The sequence below is a fragment of the Pseudomonas sp. DR48 genome, assembly GCF_019823085.1.
Lineage (GTDB): Bacteria > Pseudomonadota > Gammaproteobacteria > Pseudomonadales > Pseudomonadaceae > Aquipseudomonas.
Genome location: NZ_CP081946.1, coordinates 6480802 through 6498869, shown reverse-complemented (window position 1 = coordinate 6498869; position 18068 = coordinate 6480802). Strand labels below are relative to the sequence as shown.

At 56.8% G+C, this 18068-nt stretch carries 14 protein-coding genes and 1 pseudogene; 7 read left to right on the top strand and 8 right to left on the bottom strand.

Features of this window, described 5'->3' with window-relative positions; translation table 11 throughout:
* Positions 1-152 precede the first annotated feature (152 nt).
* On the top strand, positions 153-5990 hold the full coding sequence (locus K5K95_RS29330) for a DUF3320 domain-containing protein (RefSeq protein WP_222587325.1): 5838 nt from the start codon (positions 153-155) through the stop codon (positions 5988-5990).
* A 183-nt stretch (positions 5991-6173) separates the two neighbouring features.
* On the opposite strand, the gene K5K95_RS29325 is transcribed toward K5K95_RS29330, so the two are convergent.
* Positions 6174-7064: a LysR family transcriptional regulator gene (locus K5K95_RS29325; protein WP_222587324.1), complete on the bottom strand. Its 891-nt coding sequence runs from the start codon at positions 7062-7064 to the stop codon at positions 6174-6176.
* 110 nt (positions 7065-7174) lie between these two features.
* Between K5K95_RS29325 and K5K95_RS29320 the strand changes: the two genes are divergently transcribed.
* Positions 7175-8182, top strand: a complete 1008-nt coding sequence (locus tag K5K95_RS29320; RefSeq protein WP_222587323.1) for a zinc-binding alcohol dehydrogenase family protein — start codon at positions 7175-7177, stop codon at positions 8180-8182.
* 107 nt (positions 8183-8289) lie between these two features.
* Here K5K95_RS29320 and K5K95_RS29315 read toward each other — a convergent pair whose 3' ends face one another.
* From K5K95_RS29315 to K5K95_RS29295, 6 genes and pseudogenes are all read right to left on the bottom strand, one after another.
* A complete protein-coding gene (locus K5K95_RS29315; RefSeq protein ID WP_222587322.1) occupies positions 8290-9273 on the bottom strand; it encodes an LLM class oxidoreductase in 984 nt (327 codons plus the stop codon).
* 65 nt (positions 9274-9338) lie between these two features.
* Positions 9339-9533: a hypothetical protein gene (locus K5K95_RS29310; protein ID WP_222587321.1), complete on the bottom strand. Its 195-nt coding sequence runs from the start codon at positions 9531-9533 to the stop codon at positions 9339-9341.
* A 154-nt stretch (positions 9534-9687) separates the two neighbouring features.
* Positions 9688-10119 (bottom strand): hypothetical protein, encoded by a 432-nt coding sequence (locus K5K95_RS29305; protein WP_315903117.1) that lies wholly within the window; start codon positions 10117-10119, stop codon positions 9688-9690.
* Positions 10120-10249: 130 nt separating this feature from the next.
* Complete coding sequence (gene dapF, locus K5K95_RS29300; RefSeq protein WP_222587320.1) at positions 10250-11065, bottom strand: diaminopimelate epimerase; 816 nt, start codon at positions 11063-11065, stop codon at positions 10250-10252.
* A 57-nt stretch (positions 11066-11122) separates the two neighbouring features.
* Positions 11123-11239 (bottom strand): annotated as a pseudogene (locus tag K5K95_RS33315) (GNAT family N-acetyltransferase); the annotation flags it as partial.
* Between the two features lie 23 nt (positions 11240-11262).
* On the bottom strand, positions 11263-11877 hold the full coding sequence (locus K5K95_RS29295; protein ID WP_222587319.1) for an FMN-dependent NADH-azoreductase: 615 nt from the start codon (positions 11875-11877) through the stop codon (positions 11263-11265).
* A gap of 139 nt (positions 11878-12016) precedes the next feature.
* Here K5K95_RS29295 and K5K95_RS29290 point away from each other — a divergent pair, with 139 nt between their 5' ends.
* The 3 genes from K5K95_RS29290 to K5K95_RS29280 all read left to right on the top strand — a co-directional run bounded on the left by K5K95_RS29290 (position 12017) and on the right by K5K95_RS29280 (position 14688).
* Positions 12017-12916, top strand: a complete 900-nt coding sequence (locus K5K95_RS29290) for a LysR family transcriptional regulator (RefSeq protein ID WP_222587318.1) — start codon at positions 12017-12019, stop codon at positions 12914-12916.
* Positions 12917-13208: 292 nt separating this feature from the next.
* Positions 13209-14081, top strand: coding sequence for a DNA/RNA non-specific endonuclease (locus tag K5K95_RS29285; RefSeq protein WP_222587317.1), 873 nt, complete (start codon positions 13209-13211; stop codon positions 14079-14081).
* Positions 14082-14283: 202 nt separating this feature from the next.
* Entirely contained in the window at positions 14284-14688 is a 405-nt protein-coding gene (locus tag K5K95_RS29280) for a hypothetical protein (RefSeq protein WP_222587316.1), read from the top strand.
* A 155-nt stretch (positions 14689-14843) separates the two neighbouring features.
* Here the strand turns inward: K5K95_RS29280 and K5K95_RS29275 are convergent, their stop codons facing one another.
* Positions 14844-15578, bottom strand: a complete 735-nt coding sequence (locus tag K5K95_RS29275; RefSeq protein ID WP_222587315.1) for a FadR/GntR family transcriptional regulator — start codon at positions 15576-15578, stop codon at positions 14844-14846.
* Positions 15579-15840: 262 nt separating this feature from the next.
* Between K5K95_RS29275 and K5K95_RS29270 the strand changes: the two genes are divergently transcribed.
* Together K5K95_RS29270 and K5K95_RS29265 are read left to right on the top strand one after the other, a co-directional pair.
* Positions 15841-16947 (top strand): mandelate racemase/muconate lactonizing enzyme family protein, encoded by a 1107-nt coding sequence (locus tag K5K95_RS29270; RefSeq protein ID WP_222587314.1) that lies wholly within the window; start codon positions 15841-15843, stop codon positions 16945-16947.
* 104 nt (positions 16948-17051) lie between these two features.
* Entirely contained in the window at positions 17052-17993 is a 942-nt protein-coding gene (locus K5K95_RS29265) for an AEC family transporter (RefSeq protein WP_222587313.1), read from the top strand.
* Positions 17994-18068 lie beyond the last annotated feature (75 nt).

Here is an 18068-nt window from a genome sequence, read left to right as displayed (position 1 = left end):
TGGTGGAACAATTCGAGCGACTGCTATTGCCTGAACAATACGACTGGATTGCGAGATAAAGAAATTCCCAACCGGTGATTAGTCATGGACTATAGGGGCTTTTTTAGCTGCCTCTTTATGAGGCAAGCACTGGTAGCTTCGGGAGCCCGTGGATGAACATCAAGATTGAGGCGCTGATCGCTCGTAAGATCGGCTTCGCTTCCCACCAGAACGCCATTCCGCTTGTACGAGAATTGAGCATTTGGAACCAGGAAGAAACAAATCTTGAAAATCTGATACTGACTTTAAGCACCGACCCGGATTTCGTTGAAAGCCGGTCTTGGCATATTGACCGGATTCATGCGGGTGATCGCCTTAGTATTTCTGAGCGCGACATCAAGCTCAACGCTGGCTATCTGTCCGGGTTGAGTGAAAGCCTGAGTGCCGATGTGGTATTGCGCTTGTCCCAAGGCGAGAACCTGCTCGTCGAGCAGCGCTTTCCCACTGAGCTGCTTTCTCGCACCGAATGGGGTGGTTTGAGCGCCATGCCAGAGTTGCTGGCAGCTTTCTGCATGCCCAATGACCCATCGGTAGACCGAGTGCTCAAAGCGGCTTCTCAAGTCTTGCGGCGAGCAGGAAAGAAAGACGGCATCGATGGCTATGAAAGCAAGTCGCGCACCCGCACATGGGAGCTTGCCTCCGCCATTTGGTCGGGGGTGTGCAGCTTTCAGTTGAGCTATGCATTGCCTCCAGCCAGTTTTGAGCAACAGGGCCAGAAGATCAGGCCGCCAAGCGTCATTCTGGAAAACGGCGTGGCGACCTGTCTGGATATGGCATTGCTGTTCGCTGCGGCGTTGGAGCAGGCTGGATTGAATGCCCTGCTTATCATGACAAAGGGGCACGCGTTTGCAGGCGTTTGGTTGCAGCCTCAAGAGTTTTCCCAACTGCTGACTGATGAAGCATCGGCAGTACGCAAGCGCTTGGATCTGAAGGAGATGGTGGTTTTCGAGACCACCCTGGCGACCCAATCGCCGGCACCGAATTTTAGCCAGGCGGTCGCAGCTGCGCAGCGGCAATTAGATGATGAGCAGTTCATCATGGCAATCGATTTGCACCGTGCCCGGATGCAGAAGATCCGCCCAATGGCACTTGTGTCAGCCGTCAATGCATCCGATCTGACAGACGATGCTCCGCCAGCCGCTGAAAGCCTGGAGGAAGCCCCGGCACTGCCAGGGTTCGATGTCGAAATCAACGAGGGTAATGAAGGTCCTGCCGGTAAAATAACGCTCTGGCAACGCAAACTCCTCGATCTGACTACTCGCAACCGTCTACTGCATTTGCCAGACAGCGCTAAAGGCGTGCGTCTTCTCTGCCCGGACCCAGCGGCTCTTGAAGACCTGCTTTCGAGTGGCCAGCGCATTCGAGTGGTGCCGGTACCTGACCTGAATAGCAGCGGCCGCGATGTGGCCGTGTACGAGCAGCAGAATAATGAAAGCCTGGTAGACGAAGTCGCCCGTCAAGCGCTGGCGCGGGGTGAAGTGCTCGCCAGCCTGGAGAAGATCAAGCTTGAAGCAACCTTGATTGATCTATTCCGAAAGGCGCGCAGCGATCTGGAGGAGGGCGGAGCCAACACGCTGTTTTTGGCAATCGGCTTTCTTAAATGGAAGAAAAGTGCCGAAGACCCGAAGACCTACTCCGCACCCCTGATTTTGCTGCCGGTGAAACTTGAGCGCAAAAGTGCCTTGTCCGGGGTGACGCTGACGTTGCTCGACGAGGAACCGCGTTTCAACCTGACCCTACTTGAATTGCTGCGTCATGATTTTGAGTTGGTGATACCCGGGCTCGATGGCGAGCTACCAAGTGATGAAAGCGGCATCGATGTGACCGGCATCTGGAACATGGTGCGGCGAGCGGTACGCGATGTGCCCGGATTTGAGGTGAGTACCGAACTGGTTCTGGGCACTTTCTCATTTGCCAAATATTTGATGTGGAAGGACTTGAATGCCAATGGGGCACAGCTGCTGCAAAGCCCATTGGTCAAGCATTTGCTGGAGCCTAAAGAAGCAGGTGAAGGCTTCTCTGGCTCGGACGAGTTTCCCAGGCCTGAGCGCCTGGACTCGTCGGTAACGCCTGCTCAGCTTTTTGCGCCATTGCCAGCTGACTCTTCGCAGCTATCTGCCGTGGTGGCATCGGCGGGCACTCATAGTTTCGTAATGGATGGACCTCCGGGAACCGGTAAGTCGCAGACCATTGCCAACATGATTGCTCATAACCTTGCACTAGGCCGTCGCGTTTTGTTCGTGGCAGAGAAGCGTGCTGCCCTTGACGTGGTTTATCGTCGCTTGGCGGAGAAGGGGCTCGGCGAGTTCTGCCTGGAGTTGCACTCAAGCAAAGCGTCCAAAGTTGAAGTGCTCAAGCAGTTGGATCGCGCATGGGATGTGAGTGACGCGTTGAGCGCCGAGGAGTGGGAGCGTGAGACTGCTCGATTGCAAACGCTGCGGTCACGACTTAACCAGTTGGTCGAAGTCCTGCATCGACGCTGGAGCAACGGTCTTACCCTGCATCAGGCGATTGGTCGCGTCGTTCGTGATCACGGTCCTCAGACGCCGAGACTGGCTTGGCCACCAGGCAAGGAACACGATGCTGCCGAGTATGGCGAGTTGCTCGATCTCGCGCGTCGGCTTGGACTTAACGGCGTTGCGGCGCGCGACTTGTCAGGCAAATTTGGCGCTCTGGCCCAGACCCAATGGTCGAACGCCTGGCAGGCACAAATTGCAAGCGCCTCGCGTGAGTTGCCACAGGCCCTTGACGCGCTAAATACGGCAAGTGAGAGGCTTCTTGGCCTGACGCGCTTGGCGTTGCCTGTGGCTGAAGCCTCACAGGTACAGCAGCTTCACGATTTGACGAGCCTGATCGTGGAATCCTGCGGGATGAACCTTTCGTTCGCATTTGCCCCCGATGTTGTCACGCGTATCGAAGCAGCCCGGCGTGCTTGTCAGTTGCTAGAGAGCTACCGGGAGTTGGAGCAAAGCCTGTCGCTGAATTATGCCGATGAAGCCTGCCGTCGCATCCCCCTTGAGGCAATGCACAGCGAATGGAGAGAGGCCGAGGGCAAGTTCTGGTTCCTGGCTACTTTCGCCAAGAAAAAAGTGGCGAAAAAACTAGCCTCTTTAGGTGGCGCGGCGGGCCTTCCGGACACGCTGGGTGACCTCGCCATTTTCGAGCGCCTGCATTCACAGTTAACGGAGTTGGACGCGTTGGCAAGTGACATGCAGTCGATCCCTGGCTGGCAAGGTCTGGCCAGCGACACCGCCCGTACACTGCGAGCTATCACACTGGCTGAAACTTTGCGCGGGCTGCTGATTGGCTTGGCCGAATCACCCGACCACTTGGTTTCATTGCGCGGCGCAGTCGCGCGTCTGGTCGTCGATGCGAATGAGATGTTGGCGCCGGGTGGGCAAATCAGCGCAGCGTTATCGGCATTGCAACAGGCGTTGTCTCGCTATCACGAAGCAGCTCGGCTATTCGCTGGATTGGCTGCAACGGACACAGACGCGCATCCAAGTGTTGCGGCATTGCGGGCTACTTCACTTTCTATCCAGCAGCAGGAATCACAACTCAAGGCCTGGTGCGACTGGTGTCGAGTACGTGAGCAGGCCGGTGAAGCCGGCCTGGCAAGCCTCGCCCAGGCTTTGGAAGTAGGAAGCCTGATTCCGTCAGCCAGCGAGGAAACGTTTGTCACGGCCTATGCCCATTGGTTTGCGACACAGGGCATCGACAGCGAGCCGCTTCTGAGGAATTTTGTCGCGGCCGAGCACATGAGTGACATTGGAGCTTTCGTTCGCCTGGACGACGAACTGGCTAAACTGACGGTGCGATATATTCGGGCGAAACTATGTGGCCTGATCCCTTCAAAGAATGACATTCCCAAGAGCAGCGGCTTTGCCATTCTCAAGCATGAATTGCAGAAGTCCCGTAGACACAAACCAGTCCGGCAGCTGGCTATCGAGATGGGGGACGCGCTGAATCGCCTCGCACCGTGCATGCTCATGAGCCCGTTGTCGATTGCGCAGTTCTTGCCTGCCGATCAGCCCCCATTCGATCTGGTCATCTTCGACGAGGCTTCGCAGATTGCTCCATGGGACGCAATCGGTTCGATAGCTCGGGGCAAACAAGTTGTTATCGCCGGTGACCCTCGTCAGATGCCACCTACGAACTTCTTCAGCCGTGGCCCTAATGCTGGCGACGACGACACGGCAGAAGACATGGAGAGCATCCTGGACGAATGCTTGGGAGCCGGGGTGCCGAGCCACAGTTTGAGTTGGCACTACCGTAGTCGCCATGAAAGCCTGATCGCGTTCTCCAACCATCGTTACTACGATAGTAATTTGATTACCTTCCCAGCCGCTGAAACTCGCGCAAGTGCTGTTGAGTGGCGCAGGGTTGAGGGCGTGTATGCGAAAGGCAAAGGGCGTTACAACCAAGCTGAGGCTGAAGCCATTGTCAGCGAGACAGTCAAACGTCTAACCGATCCTGCGTTCGTCGCTGCGGGTCATTCAATCGGGATCATCACGCTCAACTCTGACCAGCAAAAGCTGATCAACGATCTGTTGGACGCTGCCCGTAAGCAACACCCCCAGATCGAGCCGTTTTTCCAGGATACCCAGACCGAACCCGTCGTCGTCAAAAACCTGGAAACGGTCCAGGGCGATGAGCGAGACCTGATTATGCTCGGGATCGGCTATGGACCCACCGAGCCGGGTGCGCAGGTCATGTCGATGAACTTCGGCCCTCTCAACAAGGACGGGGGATGGCGCAGGCTAAACGTCGCCATCACACGGTCACGTCGAGAGATGTTGGTATTCACCTCGTTCGACCCGTCGATGATCGATCTGAACCGGACCAATGCTCGGGCGGTCCGGGATCTGAAGCACTTCATAGAGTTTGCTCAGCGTGGCCCTAAGGCTTTGGCAGAAGCGGTACAGGGCTCGGTCGGTGGATATGACTCACCGTTTGAAGAAGCTGTTGCTCAAGGGCTGCGTCGTCTTGGCTGGCAAGTAGTCCCGCAGATCGGCGTGTCGCGTTTCCGCATTGACCTGGGCATTGTTCACCCTGATCGTCCGGGTGACTATTTGGCGGGTGTCGAGTGTGATGGCGCGACTTACCACAGTGCCGCCACTGCTCGTGATCGCGACAAGGTACGAGGCGCGATTCTCAGTGGCTTGGGATGGAACCTGGTGCGACTTTGGTCTACGGAATGGTGGGTCGACAAGGAAGGCGCTTTGCAGAAGCTGCACATAGCCCTGAACGACCTTCTGGCTCAATCCCGAGTAGAGGCAGTGGGTAGCCAAGTGACCGAGGAACCATCGGCCGCTCCAATCGTTATCGATTTCTCAACCGACGCCGGCATTAGTGATGAGTTGCCAGAAGCGCCCATTAGCTCCGTGAGTGAATTGCCGTCGGAGATTGCGGACGTTCGTGTTGCTCGCGCTCACAGCGATCAACCTGTTTCCCTGGGGCAGAAGGGTGAATATCGCGTTGCCGATCTTTCTACGCTTGCGCACATGATCCAGCCCGAGCAATTTCACTTACCGCATTACAGTCCGGTGCTCCGTCAGATCATTGATGCGGTGCTACGCCAGGAAGCGCCAATTCTCGACGCACTCTTGGTCCAGCGTATCGCTCGCGCACACGGCTTCCAACGATCAGGACGGCTTATTCGAGACAGAGTGCTGGAACTGGTCGAACAGCACCATCACGTCCGGCAAGAGGAATTTGAGGAGGCATTCGTCTGGCACGCCGAGGGGGATGTGATGGAGTGGTCGACATACCGTGTTCCGGCATCGGTCAATGACGCGCGTTCAATCGAGGAGATCGCGGCGCAGGAGTTGCGTATCGCCGCGAGCATCATCGATTCTGGGGACCGATCCCTTGAGGTTGCCAGGTTATTAGGCGTCAAGCGTCTCACAGGGGTGGGACGTGAACGCATTGAGCGAATACTGAATGCATAGGGGCTGATTGATTCGTACGCGGCGTACTGCCCGCAGGTGAAATGGGTGGTGCGCGCTTTTGACCGCGAACACGCACTGGAATTGGTCAAGCACGACGCTGACTACATCGTGCGGGAAACCTTTGAGGCCGCCTTGCGCGGGATGTTCAGTGAGCATCATTGGAGCGGCGCACGGTTTCACGCTTCAACTGCGCTCCAGAGCAGAAAACTGGCCACTCAACCACGTGTAAAGCTGAGAAACCGCAGGGCTGATCTGCTTGCGATGCGGGCACACCAGACTCAACGGTGAAGCTTCGCCAGGATAATCCGGCAGCAGCACAAGCAGACGCTCTGCGGCGATATCTGCACTGACATCCAGCCAGGATTTGTTGGCGATACCTTCACCCTCCAATGCCCAGCGCCGCACGACATCGGCGTCATCGCTGAACAACGGCCCCGAAACCTGCACGGTTTGCCCGCCCAGGTTCCACTTGTCGTAGACCCGGCCATTTTGCAGATAGAGCAGGCAGGGATGCTTGCTCAGGTCATCCGGCGTTTGGGGAGAACCGCAGCGTTGCACGTACTCCGGCGAGGCCACCAGCACCCGCTGGTTCCACGGTGCAAGCGGCAGTGCCACGTAGTTGGCGTCTTCATTCGGGCCGTATCGAATCGCCACGTCCACCGGGTCGCGAAACAGATTGGCCATCTGGTCCGACAGGAAAAAGCGCAACGTCAATTCCGGATGCTGACGGCGGAACAGCGTCAGCCACGGCAGCAGTAGGTTGCGCCCCAGATCGGACGGCGCTGTCACTTGCAGCACGCCCCGCAGCGTGGCGTTCTCGCCACGCAGGTTTTCCTTGCCTTGCTTCAGGGTCTCTAGCACCGAGTGGGCAGTAGGCAGATATTGCTCGCCCTCGGCAGTCAATCGCAGGCTGCGAGTGGTACGGGCGAACAGGCGCACGTCCAGTTCGCGTTCCAGACGTTTGATTGCGGCGGCGACCTGACCGGGCAGTAGATCAGTCTCAAGCGCCGCTGCGGTGAAACTGCCCAGCGCGGCGCTGCGGATGAATAAACCAAGATCATCGATGCGGATCATTTTCACTCCTGCAGTGAAAGTGTTGGCGCATTCTGCTTGTTTTTCTTTGTACATGGGAAGTCGAAGATGGCCGCAAGTGAATGCACCAATCCTTCAGACAGCGAGTGTCCATGAAAGCCATCACCTTTACCGAACACGCCTTACCCATCGACGATCCACAAGCATTGATTGACATCAGTCTCCCGGTGCCCACGCCTGGCCCACGGGATCTGCTGGTGGAAGTTCACGCGGTATCAGTCAATCCGGTGGATACCAAGGTGCGCGCCGGAACTTTCACAAAAGAACCGAAAATCCTCGGCTGGGATGCCACAGGCATTGTCCGCGAGGTCGGCTCTGAAGTGACGCTGTTTCAGCCGGGCGATGAAGTGTTCTATGCCGGCTCGATTGCCCGCACCGGCAGCTACAGCGAATTCCATTTGGTCGATGAGCGGATCGTCGGGCACAAGCCTCGTTCATTGAGTGCAGCCGATGCGGCAGCGTTGCCGTTGACCTCGATCACTGCCTGGGAATTGCTGTTTGACCGGCTCGGTGTCGTCGAGGGTTCGGGGGAGGGCAAGTGCCTGTTGATCACTGGAGCGGCTGGCGGCGTCGGTTCGATGCTGGTGCAACTGGCCCGACAGTTGACCCGCCTGACCGTCATCGGTACCGCCTCACGCCAGGAAACATCTGATTGGGTGCGGCAGTTGGGCGCGCATCATGTGATCGATCACAGCCAGCCAATGTTGGCACAGTTGCAAGCGCTCGGCGTGCCGGAGGTCGACTACGTCGCCAGCCTGACCCACACCGAACAGCACTTTGCACAACTGATCGACGTGCTCAAGCCACAAGGGCGCCTGGGTGTGATTGACGACCCCGAAAGCCTCGACGTGATGCCGCTCAAGCGCAAGTCGCTGTCGTTGCATTGGGAGCTGATGTTCACCCGCTCGCTGTACGAAACCGCGGACATGATCAACCAGCATCACCTGCTCAATCGGGTCAGCGCTCTGATTGACCAAGGTGTTCTGCAAACCACCGTGGGCGAGCACTTTGGTGCGATCAATGCGGCAAACATGCGTCGTGCCCATGCGCTGGTCGAGAGCGGCAAGGCTCGGGGGAAGATCGTTCTCGAAGGTTTCTGATTTCTCTCATCAGGCGGGCTCGCTTGCGGGTCCGTTGAATCGGCCTGCTCATTCAACCTGCTGAACCGCGCCCTCGGCCGGGCGCGGGTGCGGATGCGATCGGCGTATCATTTCGCTCCATGACGCGCCTTTACTCCGAATTGCGGAACGAGGTGAGTGCCCAGCTCCTCAATGACTTGCTCGGCAGGGCGCTTTCCGTACTTGAGATTCAGGATGACGTGGTCCACCCCGATTTCCTGAAGCGTCTCCAGCAAAGCCCGGAGATGGTCACGTCCCAGCCTGAACCCCAAATGAATGTGAGTGGGCGGCATGGACGGGTTCTCGCTGAGGTCGATGTAAAGCGACTGAGCGAAGGGCTTATAGACGGAACCACATTGCTTCATGACCTCCATCCGCCAATCTTCCACGATCAGTCGCTGCATTTTCGGCGCGCGTGGATAGTTGATCCAACCGACGCTTTCGCGCGCGATCCAATCCAGTGACTGGCGGCTATGGCCGGTCACGAGCATTGGAATCACTTGGGTTGTGGGTTTGGGAATGAGGTCTGCGCCCAGCAGCTCACCACCGCTCCAGCGGATGGGTTCGAAGCTGGTGCTGTACGCTCGGCGAATCACCTCGTAGTGCTCTCGAAAGATTTCTCCGCGCCTTTCGGGATCGACGTCAAAGGCTGAAAACTCCACTGGGCGATCGCCGGAAGCTACCCCCAGAATCAAGCGACCTGCGCTCAACTGATCGACGCTGGCTGATGCCTTGGCCGTGTGCAGGGGATGGTGTAAAGGGATCGCAATCGATGCGGTGCCAAGCGCTATCTCTGATGTATGAGCGGCCATGTAGCCCAGGTAAACCCAGGGATCGAACACTTGGCCCACATCGCCGAAATTAGGGTCCCGAAGAGGCACGTCGCGAAACCAGAGCGCGGAGAAGCCCAGCTCCTCTGCTCGTTTGGCCAATGCGACCTGGTTGAGCATGCTTGGAGTGTCCCTATCGAAGGCCTCCAAAGGAAAGAACAATCCCAGGCTCAAATGACCCTGAGTGAAGGTTCGCCTGAACCCTCGATGCTCCTGATAAGGAACCGTGCTTGGCCGATACATACTCATCTTCCTCGATGGAAGAACGTGAACCGAGCGCCCATTTCCAGAGGCGCCGCATCGGTCGCTTAGGGACGATAGGTAGGGAAGTCCGTGTAGCCTTTGCCCGTTGCGTCGTACATGCTGGTCGGGTCGACCGGATGGAGGGGCCAGTGGTTGGCGATACACGCGTGCAGGTCAGGACTGACAATGAACGGGTGGTCAAAGGCAATCAGATCGCTCCAGCCCGATACCAGTACCTCAGCAAGGGCGTGGGGATTCATGCAAGAAGCATAGGCGGTTTGCGGTGAACCGCCATGTCCGTCGTCACTACGATGGGGGTGGATGCAAAAGAACGGGTTCACTTCAGTGAACAGGCCTTTTAGCCTAGCCACTTCATTGTGCGTGGCCTGCGAAACTGGCCGAAACGCTCTGCGCTCAACGCCCCTCTTGAACATAGGGACCCAAGGAGAAACCTTGCGTATCCCAGTTGATTTGGTAGATCACTTCCTTCCTTGGCTTGATGTTGGCTGCGATAGTTTTGATGGCGACACCTGCGCACAGCCCAGACTCGGCGAGCCCGGTACCGAGATTCACTTCACCGGGCGGCAAAACGAAAGATGCCTTTTGACCGGGAGCTATCTTCGCGGCGCGCTGACCATCAATGTAGAACACCGCATCACATCCCGCGCCGACAAACCCGTCATCACGGAAAATGGTCAGTCGTCCCGCATCTTCCGCATCTTCGATTTTGATCGCGTACATCTCGCTGGCCGGCACTGGCCGCGCTTCGGAAACTTGCATAGGTGATGTTGCGCACCCGCCCAAGGCGAGCAGAAGTGCGCCGGTTGCGATAATCCTTCGCATCATTTTTCCTCCTGAAAAAAAGACAAATGTATCAGAGCGTCATACTGCTTTGCTTCCTGAAGCCATTCGCAAAAAAACATCGCCAAGTACTACCATGAGGGGCTGCGTCAGGCCAATCGCGTCCTGGCTGAAATCAAGCCTTCAATAGTGAGTCCGTGATGACTCCTGAAAAAGTTGTCTTCACAGGCCCAGTGAGGAAGACGGGGCCGACGCCATCCCATTGCACCGTGACAGTTCCGCCGTCGCATTCGACTTCAACGCAGTTGTCCAACAACCCACGACGAATCCCGTTAACCGCGGCGCCGCAAGAGCAGGAGCCCGAGCCTAGCGGAATGCCACCACCTCGCTCCCAGATGCGCAACCGGATGTGCTGTCGGTCAATGACCTGAACAAAATGCACGTTGGTCCTGCGGGGAAACAAGGCGTCGGTTTCAATTGCGGGTCCAATCGTTGCTATCTCAACGGCTGTCAGATCATCGACAAAATAGGTGCAGTGCGGATTTCCCATGCTGCAGGCAATTGGGCTGCCGGTAAGTGGCAGCACTGAAGTATCCATTTCCAGCGCCAGAGGAATATCTGTCCAGTCAAAAAGCGGCTGCCCCATGTTGACGGAAATTGCGCCGGTTGAAGTTCGTTCGCAGTTCAGCAGACCACGGTCGGTGCGAAGAGCAACCGACGTCCTGTTGGATTCGCGCATCAACATATCCGCCGCCCCTCGCGTTGCGCTTCCGCATGTTTGCAGCGTCGAGCCATCCGCATTCCAAAAAATCAAACGCGCATCTGCATCATCACAGTCGAGCACGACCGCAAGCTGATTGAAGCCGACTCCCCGGTTCCGATCTCCCATTCGCCGAGCCAATTGGCTGGTGACTGGATTGGGTGATTTTCTCGAATCCACGATAACGAAATCATCGCCGTTGGCGTGCATTTTATAAAAGCTCAATGGCATAAATGGACCTGGGACGAGATATGAGATGAAAGAGTGTTTTAAAGCGAAACCGGCCGTTCACTCAAGCGCTTTACCCACCTTCATTCCCATCTCGAACGCGCGCGTCTCAAACCCGAACTCTGTATACATGCGAGCTGCACGTGCATTGAACGGCCATACAGACAATCTCAAGTCCAATGGATGCGCTACGTGTCTGGTTACACCAGCGACTGTTGAATTTGATGATCAAATGCGTCTAGAAAATCGTGCATGCCGATTTCTCCGAGATCTACAGCTTTAGCGCCGCCTGCGGCAATAAAGGTGACATCCGTGATACCCAGGACGTTCAGGATCAGTTTCAAATATTGGGTCGCAATGTCACGGTCTCTAATTGGCGAGTCGATGGTGTATACACCGCCCGAGGCGATCAGCACCGTTGCCTTTTTACCGGTCACCAACCCTTTACCATCAAAGCCCAAGGTCAGGCCCTTACGTACCACGTGATCCACCCACGCCTTGAGTGCCGCAGGGACATTGTAGTTGTAGACCGGCGTTGAGATAACCACATGATCGGTTTCCAGTAATTCGGCCACAAGCTCATTGGATAGCTGCAACGCGGATTTCATTTCAGGCGAATGTTGGGCTTGCGGCGTGAAGTAAGCCTGTAACCAAGGGGCCGTCACAAACGTAAGTGGAGTGTCCGTTAGATCCCGTATTTGGACGACGCCATCAGGGTTTGCAGCTTCCCACGCGGCCACAAATTGGCGAGTGAGCTGGCGGGAGATTGAAGCCTCTCCACGTGGGCTGGTTTCAATGGTGAGAAGCCTGGACATAAAAGTAACTCCTGCGCGCTGACGCGGCGGTATGTTTTGCGTTGTCGCTCTGGGCGATGTGGGACACACTCTACCCAACGCGATATCTAAGCAGGAGTGATGTAAATATGATTGAGTCCATCTGTTTAAGTGATGGGTCATGATCGGAAATCTCAGCCTGGATCAGTTGCGCATCCTCGTAACCATTGCTGAAACAGGTAGTTTCTCGGCAACGGGACGTCACCTGCGGCGCGCTCAATCTGCAATTAGCCAGTCGATTGCCACCCTCGAGTCAGTTCAAGGTGTGAGGCTGTTTGATCGCAGCGGCCATCGTCCCACGCTCACCGAGGTGGGTAGAGTGCTGGTGGTTCAAGCGCGCGCAGTGCTGGCAAGCGCTGCCCAATTTGAAGCAATGGCCGCCAGTACGGCAGCTGGGGTTGAGCCGGAGTTGGCGATCGCCATAGACCCGTTGGTCCCTAGCGCACCGCTCATCGAAAGCCTGCGCGCTATCCGTGAGGCTTTCCCGCATCTGGCCGTGAGTTTTTCTACAGAAGGCTTGGGCGGTGCGGAGCGCCGATTGCGCAACGGCGATGCCGCGCTGGCGCTTTGCACATTGATTCCGACAGTGCCCGACGATGTCACCGCGTTGCCGCTGCTCAGTGTCGACTTGCGGCCTGTGGTCGCCAGCGGGCATCCGTTGGCCATGTTAGGCCGTCGGGCAACAAGTGCTGACCTCAAGCCTTATGTGCAACTGGTACTTTCCGATCCGGTTACCCCCGACGGCCCAAGTTATGGAGTGACGGGCAGCCACCAGTGGCGGTTTGTAGATTTGGCACGACGGCTGGATTTTTTGCTTGCCGGGTTCGGCTGGTGCCGAATGCCGGAGCATCTGATTGCGGATCATCTGGCGTCAGGACGCCTCGTGCCGCTTGAGTTAACCGCCGAACTTCAGCGCACACCAGACACGCTTACGATCTACGCAGCGCACATGCAAAATCGCTCTTTAGGGAAAGCAGGCCGATGGCTTCTGGATGATCTGACTCGTCGTCTGTGCATGTGAGGATGCGAATACGATTGACGTCAGCGGTTTGGTTATCCCTGTTTTGTACCGATCACTTTGTCGACGTGAATTGACAGGTAGAATGCCAACGCTGCTCAGCACTAAAGGAATTAATGGTGGTCATAACGCGCACGATCGTTAGTGGTCGTACTGTTTGGAGCCGACCGGTTCCGCACGGGTATTTTGATCAAGGACAGTGAAAGCATGCTCACCGCAACATAATCCGCAGCCGTCTCCCTGAATCGGCACTCGCCCTACGTTTACTCCTCAATCCCATTCGAAGATCTAAAGCATGCACCTACGCAAAATTGCAGTTGGGCTGTCGGCCCTTGTTTTGCTCTCAACCGGCGCGGAAGCCCGCAGCCTCCTGGATTTCCTCAAGCCGCAAAGCCAGTCTCAGGAACACGTATCCCGCTCCGGCTCGATCAGCCAGAACGCAGCGCTGGACCTCTATTCAAACAAACAGAAACAGGCGTCGTTCGAGGGCTGTGCCGATCTGTTCCCGGCAGCCAAGCCGATCAACATGGCTACCGTGCCTGCAACAATGAACCCGCTGGCCTTGTGTTCCGACAACTTTGCAGTGCTGTACTCGCAAACCAGCAAGACACCGTTGGTGGTGGTAGAGCGTCTTACTGCCGCCCAGCTTCAGGATGCAAAAGGGGAAGAGCGCACTAACCAGTTCTATGCCGACCCACGCATCCCCAAGGGTGGACGGGCAGAGTTGAGCGACTACCGTAGTCAGCATCCAGCCGTGGACCGTGGTCATCAATCTCCTGCAGCGGATGCGCCAAGTCCTCATGCGATGGCGCAATCTTTTGCGCTGTCGAACATGGTGCCGCAAGACCCCACCAACAACCGGAAGATCTGGAGCAAGGTCGAATCCGATGTCAGGAAATTTGCCAAGCGAGCCGATGGCGATGTTTTTGTGTTTACCGGGCCGCTCTTTGGCTCGGGTCATTCCACCATTGGCGACAACAGGGTCTGGGTGCCGACCCGCCTGTTCAAGCTGGTTTACGACGCATCGTCCAAGCGTGCCTGGGCTTACGTATTACCCAACGCAGAAACTCGTATTGAGAGACCGATGGACTATGACGCTTTCGTAAAAAGTACGGGGCTCAAGTTGCTGGGTAATTTACCGGTCACAGGTTCAGTGGGTCGCAGTTGAAGCTTTCTGCTTGACGGAATGGACCCTGAAAGCTTGAAAAAAGGGGATGGGTTTATAGTTTTCTTAAACTATATCCGTCTCCTTTTTTTGTGTTTTGCATTCATGAGCCTCACCCGTCCGGCGCCTGGACCAGGCCATCCGCCACGGTTATCTATGCTTGATTCACCGGAAATTGTTTCGGTCAATACAAGGAAGGTGTGGCATGAATTTATTAAAGTTCGGCACGTTCATTTTTTTGTTCTCTTTGGCCGCTTGCGCAACCAGCCCCCCTTATCAACCACCGCCGGTGCCGGCAACCGCAGCAACGTTAAATGATCAACAGATCCAGAGTACGTTCACCGGCAAGAAACTGTACGGAACCACGCGCGAAGGCAGTCATCCTTATTCGATCACCTTCTCCCCTGATGGGACAGACGTATTCGAGATGGCGCCTAACAAGCCCGAGACAGAACGCTGGACGCTTAACGACGGTGTTGTTTGCGTTATAGCGAAAGATTATCCAACGGAATGCAGCCAGGTGAAGGTGGCCAACAATGAGTACTGGTTGGTCGATCCCAAAAACGGGAAAGTCAACGCGCATCTGAGGCTCAGTCCACCAACGAAGTAACGCGATGGGTTTATTGATACGCGCCTGGTTGTGCCCGCAGCGAAGTTGACGATTTTATCGGCCAATGGTTCGCCAGATCGCCATGCTCGCATCATTAAAGGAACAACTGGCCTGTCTTGTAGAACAACGAGACAACGGCCTTTCCGCACATACGGTTAGAAAAAGTTGATCTCGTAGCCAAATCGAGAGGCTGCGTTGACGATATGTTCCCCCATGATCTGGCGTGCCGCCGTCGCATCGCGATCGATGAACGCTTGTACGAGCTGTTCATGTTCTCCGCGAGCCGCATGTGGAATGTTGCTGAACACCGGGCCTCGGCGCGCGAAGGTCATCGTGATCAGCGCGCGCATCGGCTCGAGCACCGTGCGAATCATCGTCTCCAGATAATCATTGCCCGACGCTGCCGCCACGGCCCTGTGAAAATCGAGATCGGCGTTGACGGTTTCCAGGGTCGGCTCGCCTTCGTATTGCATACGCAAGACCGCTGCCTGAATGACTTTCAGCTTGGCGGGAGTCATGTGCGAGGCGGTGAGGGCGGCGGCCTGGCTTTCCAGAACGGCTCGCACTTCAAACATGTTTCGAATGGTGTTGTCACCGTCCAGCATCGGCGCACTCGCGCGCGGTGCCAAAGGCTCCGACGATTGCGGGGGCTCGGAGACGAAGACACCTACGCCCTGGCGTGACTGAATCAGCCCCTGCGCCCGCAGCGTGGCGATGCCTTCACGCACCACGTTGCGGCTGACGCCGAAGTTCTGCGAGAGAAACTGTTCGGTGGGCAAGCGGTCACCCGGTCGCAGCCGCCCGGAAGCGATCTCGTCGCTCAACGAGCGGGCGATGTGCTCGGCCAGATGAGGTCGCCGCGCTACGGGTTGCACATTCATTTCACTCATTCTTTTTCATCCCCTCACTTGTCTTCTTAATCTACATCAGAAGACTTGTTCCTGACAGTTAAAACTGAATTTCGCTAAACGCATAAAATATAAAAATCAATAAAAACAATGAGTTGACAGAAACATAGACCAAAGTCTGTCGAAATCACTCAGTTGTTCAGTTGAAGGACAACAGGACGTCGTGTACGTTGTCCTCAACCTGACACGGACGAATTCAAAAAATCGCTGTGCCAGCTTCGCAACCCGCTTGAGGCGCAGTCTTATGAAAATTGCCAGCATTGAAACCATTCCGCTTCGTATTCCCTTCACCACCGGTGGCCCGTCAGCCGGCGGGGTCTGGGGGCCGAAAGACCTGCAAATGGTCGATTCTCTTGTGGTCAAGATCACCACCGACGACGGTATCGTTGGCTGGGGCGAAACCTTCGGCTTCACCGCGATCCCAGCAGTCAAAGTGGTGATCGACACGATCCTTGCGCCTGAGCTGATCGGCAGTGATGTCACTCGACGGGAGAAGTTACAGGGCGATCTGCAGAAGAAATTTCACGTTTTCGGTCGCAGCGGCGCGTTTATCTATGGCCTCTCGGCGATAGACATTGCGCTGTGGGATATCGCCGGCAAAGCCGCCGAAAAACCGATCTACCAACTGCTGGGCGGCAGTGAGGCGACGTCGCTTGCGGCGTATGCAAGCCTGATCCGTTACGCCGATCCCGAGCTCATCCGCGTCAATGTGCAGCGCGCGGTCAACAGCGGTTTTCGTCACCTCAAGCTGCACGAGGTGGATATCAACGTTATCCGCGCGGCGTGTGAGGCCGCCGGTCCTGGCGTGGAAATCACCCTCGACGTCAACGCTCCGTGGACGGTGCGCGAAGCGTTGGACATGACCGAGAAACTTCGCCCATTGAACCTGCGCTGGATCGAAGAACCGGTGTGGCCACCGGAAGATTACTCGGGGCTGGCAAGGGTTCGCGCGCACGGCGGCATTCCGGTGGCAGCAGGCGAGAATGCCTCGACGCTCATGGACTTCCAGCACCTGCTTGAGGCCGGCGCGGTGGACTTCGTGCAGCCGAGCCCCGCCAAAATGGGCGGCATCACCGAATTGCAAAAAGTCTATGCGCTGGCCAACGCCCATGGCGTCACCGTGATGGTCCACGCCTTTTATGACGGCCCCGGCCTGCTGGCGGCGGTGCATGGAAGTGCGGCCCTGGGCGGCGCCAAGTCACTGGTCGAATGGCGTTACTTCGATCTCGAAGCGCAACTCTATGGCGACGCCATCATTCCGCGTAACGGCCGCATCGACGTCCCGCAAGGGCCGGGGCTCGGCATCGAGCCGGACCCGGACGTGATTCGGGACTACCGCTTCAAACCTTGACCCCAAAAGCCGCTTGTTCATTGCCGAGTTGATCGAAGCCGAAGTGTCGGCCTCGATCAGTCATGACGACATTCTTGATAAAAACAAATACGAGGATTGATGACATGTTAGACAGGATCGTAGGACCGATTTTACCCGTCGCCTTTGTGATCGCGCTGGGCTACATCGCCGGCAAGCGCGGACGGCTTACCCATTCGGACAGCTTGCTGATCAGTCGGCTGGTGCTCGGCTGGATATTCCCGGCGTTGCTATTCGTCGGTATGGCGAGCACGCCCCGTGAACAGCTGTTCGACTTCAAGTTCATCGTAGCGACTTTCATCGGCATCATGGGCATGTACACGATGGCGTTGGCGATCGGCTGGTTCAGCTCTCGCAATCTCAAGGTGGCGACGCTCAAAGGTTTCGTGAACGGTTATCCGGACGCTGCCTTCATGGGCATCCCGATCCTGGGCGCAATGTTCGGCGCGGGCAGCATTTACTCGGTGCTGGTGCTGAACCTGGTCGCGAGCCTGGTGATGATTCCGCTGACGACCATGTTGCTCACCATCGCCGATGGAAAGGCCAGTGGCGGGCAGGCGTTCGTGTCCAGCCTTTCAGGGGCGGTACGTCGTCCGCTGATGTGGGCGCCGGCGTTGGGGATTCTGCTTTCCGTGCTGCAGGTCAAGTTGCCGCCGCTTGCTGCCGAGTCCCTCACTCTTCTCGGCAAGGCCACGCCCGGCGTATCCCTGCTGTGCCTGGGGCTGATCATGTCGTCAGAGAAACTGAAAATGTCCGGTGAAGTCTGGGGCAACCTTGGGCTCAAGCTGTTCATTCACCCTGTGTTGATGTTCGGCGCGACGGTCCTGCTGGGCACTCGTGGCCTGTACGCACAACAAATGATCCTGCTTTGCGCGCTTCCATCGGCGACGATCCCGGCGATGTTTGCAAACCAGACCGGCGCCTATCAAAGTGAAGCCGCGACCTCCATTCTGGTCAGCACCGTATTGTCGATCGTGACGTTCTCTGCGGCGATCTACTTTATTGATGGAGGCCTCGCCGCCGCTTGATGGCGGGTTCCGCAAAACGCAGGGATGGGCTGGCGTGGATTGCGGCATGTGTGCCGAATACCACGCCGCGCTTCC

What these genes read in the sequence shown, in the direction of transcription:
- K5K95_RS29330 (WP_222587325.1), top strand. Translation starts at nt 153, where the DNA reads ATGAACATCAAGATTGAGGCGCTGATCGCTCGTAAGATCGGCTTCGCT.
- K5K95_RS29325 (WP_222587324.1), bottom strand. Translation starts at nt 7,064, where the DNA reads ATGATCCGCATCGATGATCTTGGTTTATTCATCCGCAGCGCCGCGCTG.
- K5K95_RS29320 (WP_222587323.1), top strand. Translation starts at nt 7,175, where the DNA reads ATGAAAGCCATCACCTTTACCGAACACGCCTTACCCATCGACGATCCA.
- K5K95_RS29315 (WP_222587322.1), bottom strand. Translation starts at nt 9,273, where the DNA reads ATGTATCGGCCAAGCACGGTTCCTTATCAGGAGCATCGAGGGTTCAGG.
- K5K95_RS29310 (WP_222587321.1), bottom strand. Translation starts at nt 9,533, where the DNA reads ATGAATCCCCACGCCCTTGCTGAGGTACTGGTATCGGGCTGGAGCGAT.
- K5K95_RS29305 (WP_315903117.1), bottom strand. Translation starts at nt 10,119, where the DNA reads ATGATGCGAAGGATTATCGCAACCGGCGCACTTCTGCTCGCCTTGGGC.
- dapF (WP_222587320.1), bottom strand. Translation starts at nt 11,065, where the DNA reads ATGCCATTGAGCTTTTATAAAATGCACGCCAACGGCGATGATTTCGTT.
- K5K95_RS29295 (WP_222587319.1), bottom strand. Translation starts at nt 11,877, where the DNA reads ATGTCCAGGCTTCTCACCATTGAAACCAGCCCACGTGGAGAGGCTTCA.
- K5K95_RS29290 (WP_222587318.1), top strand. Translation starts at nt 12,017, where the DNA reads ATGATCGGAAATCTCAGCCTGGATCAGTTGCGCATCCTCGTAACCATT.
- K5K95_RS29285 (WP_222587317.1), top strand. Translation starts at nt 13,209, where the DNA reads ATGCACCTACGCAAAATTGCAGTTGGGCTGTCGGCCCTTGTTTTGCTC.
- K5K95_RS29280 (WP_222587316.1), top strand. Translation starts at nt 14,284, where the DNA reads ATGAATTTATTAAAGTTCGGCACGTTCATTTTTTTGTTCTCTTTGGCC.
- K5K95_RS29275 (WP_222587315.1), bottom strand. Translation starts at nt 15,578, where the DNA reads ATGAGTGAAATGAATGTGCAACCCGTAGCGCGGCGACCTCATCTGGCC.
- K5K95_RS29270 (WP_222587314.1), top strand. Translation starts at nt 15,841, where the DNA reads ATGAAAATTGCCAGCATTGAAACCATTCCGCTTCGTATTCCCTTCACC.
- K5K95_RS29265 (WP_222587313.1), top strand. Translation starts at nt 17,052, where the DNA reads ATGTTAGACAGGATCGTAGGACCGATTTTACCCGTCGCCTTTGTGATC.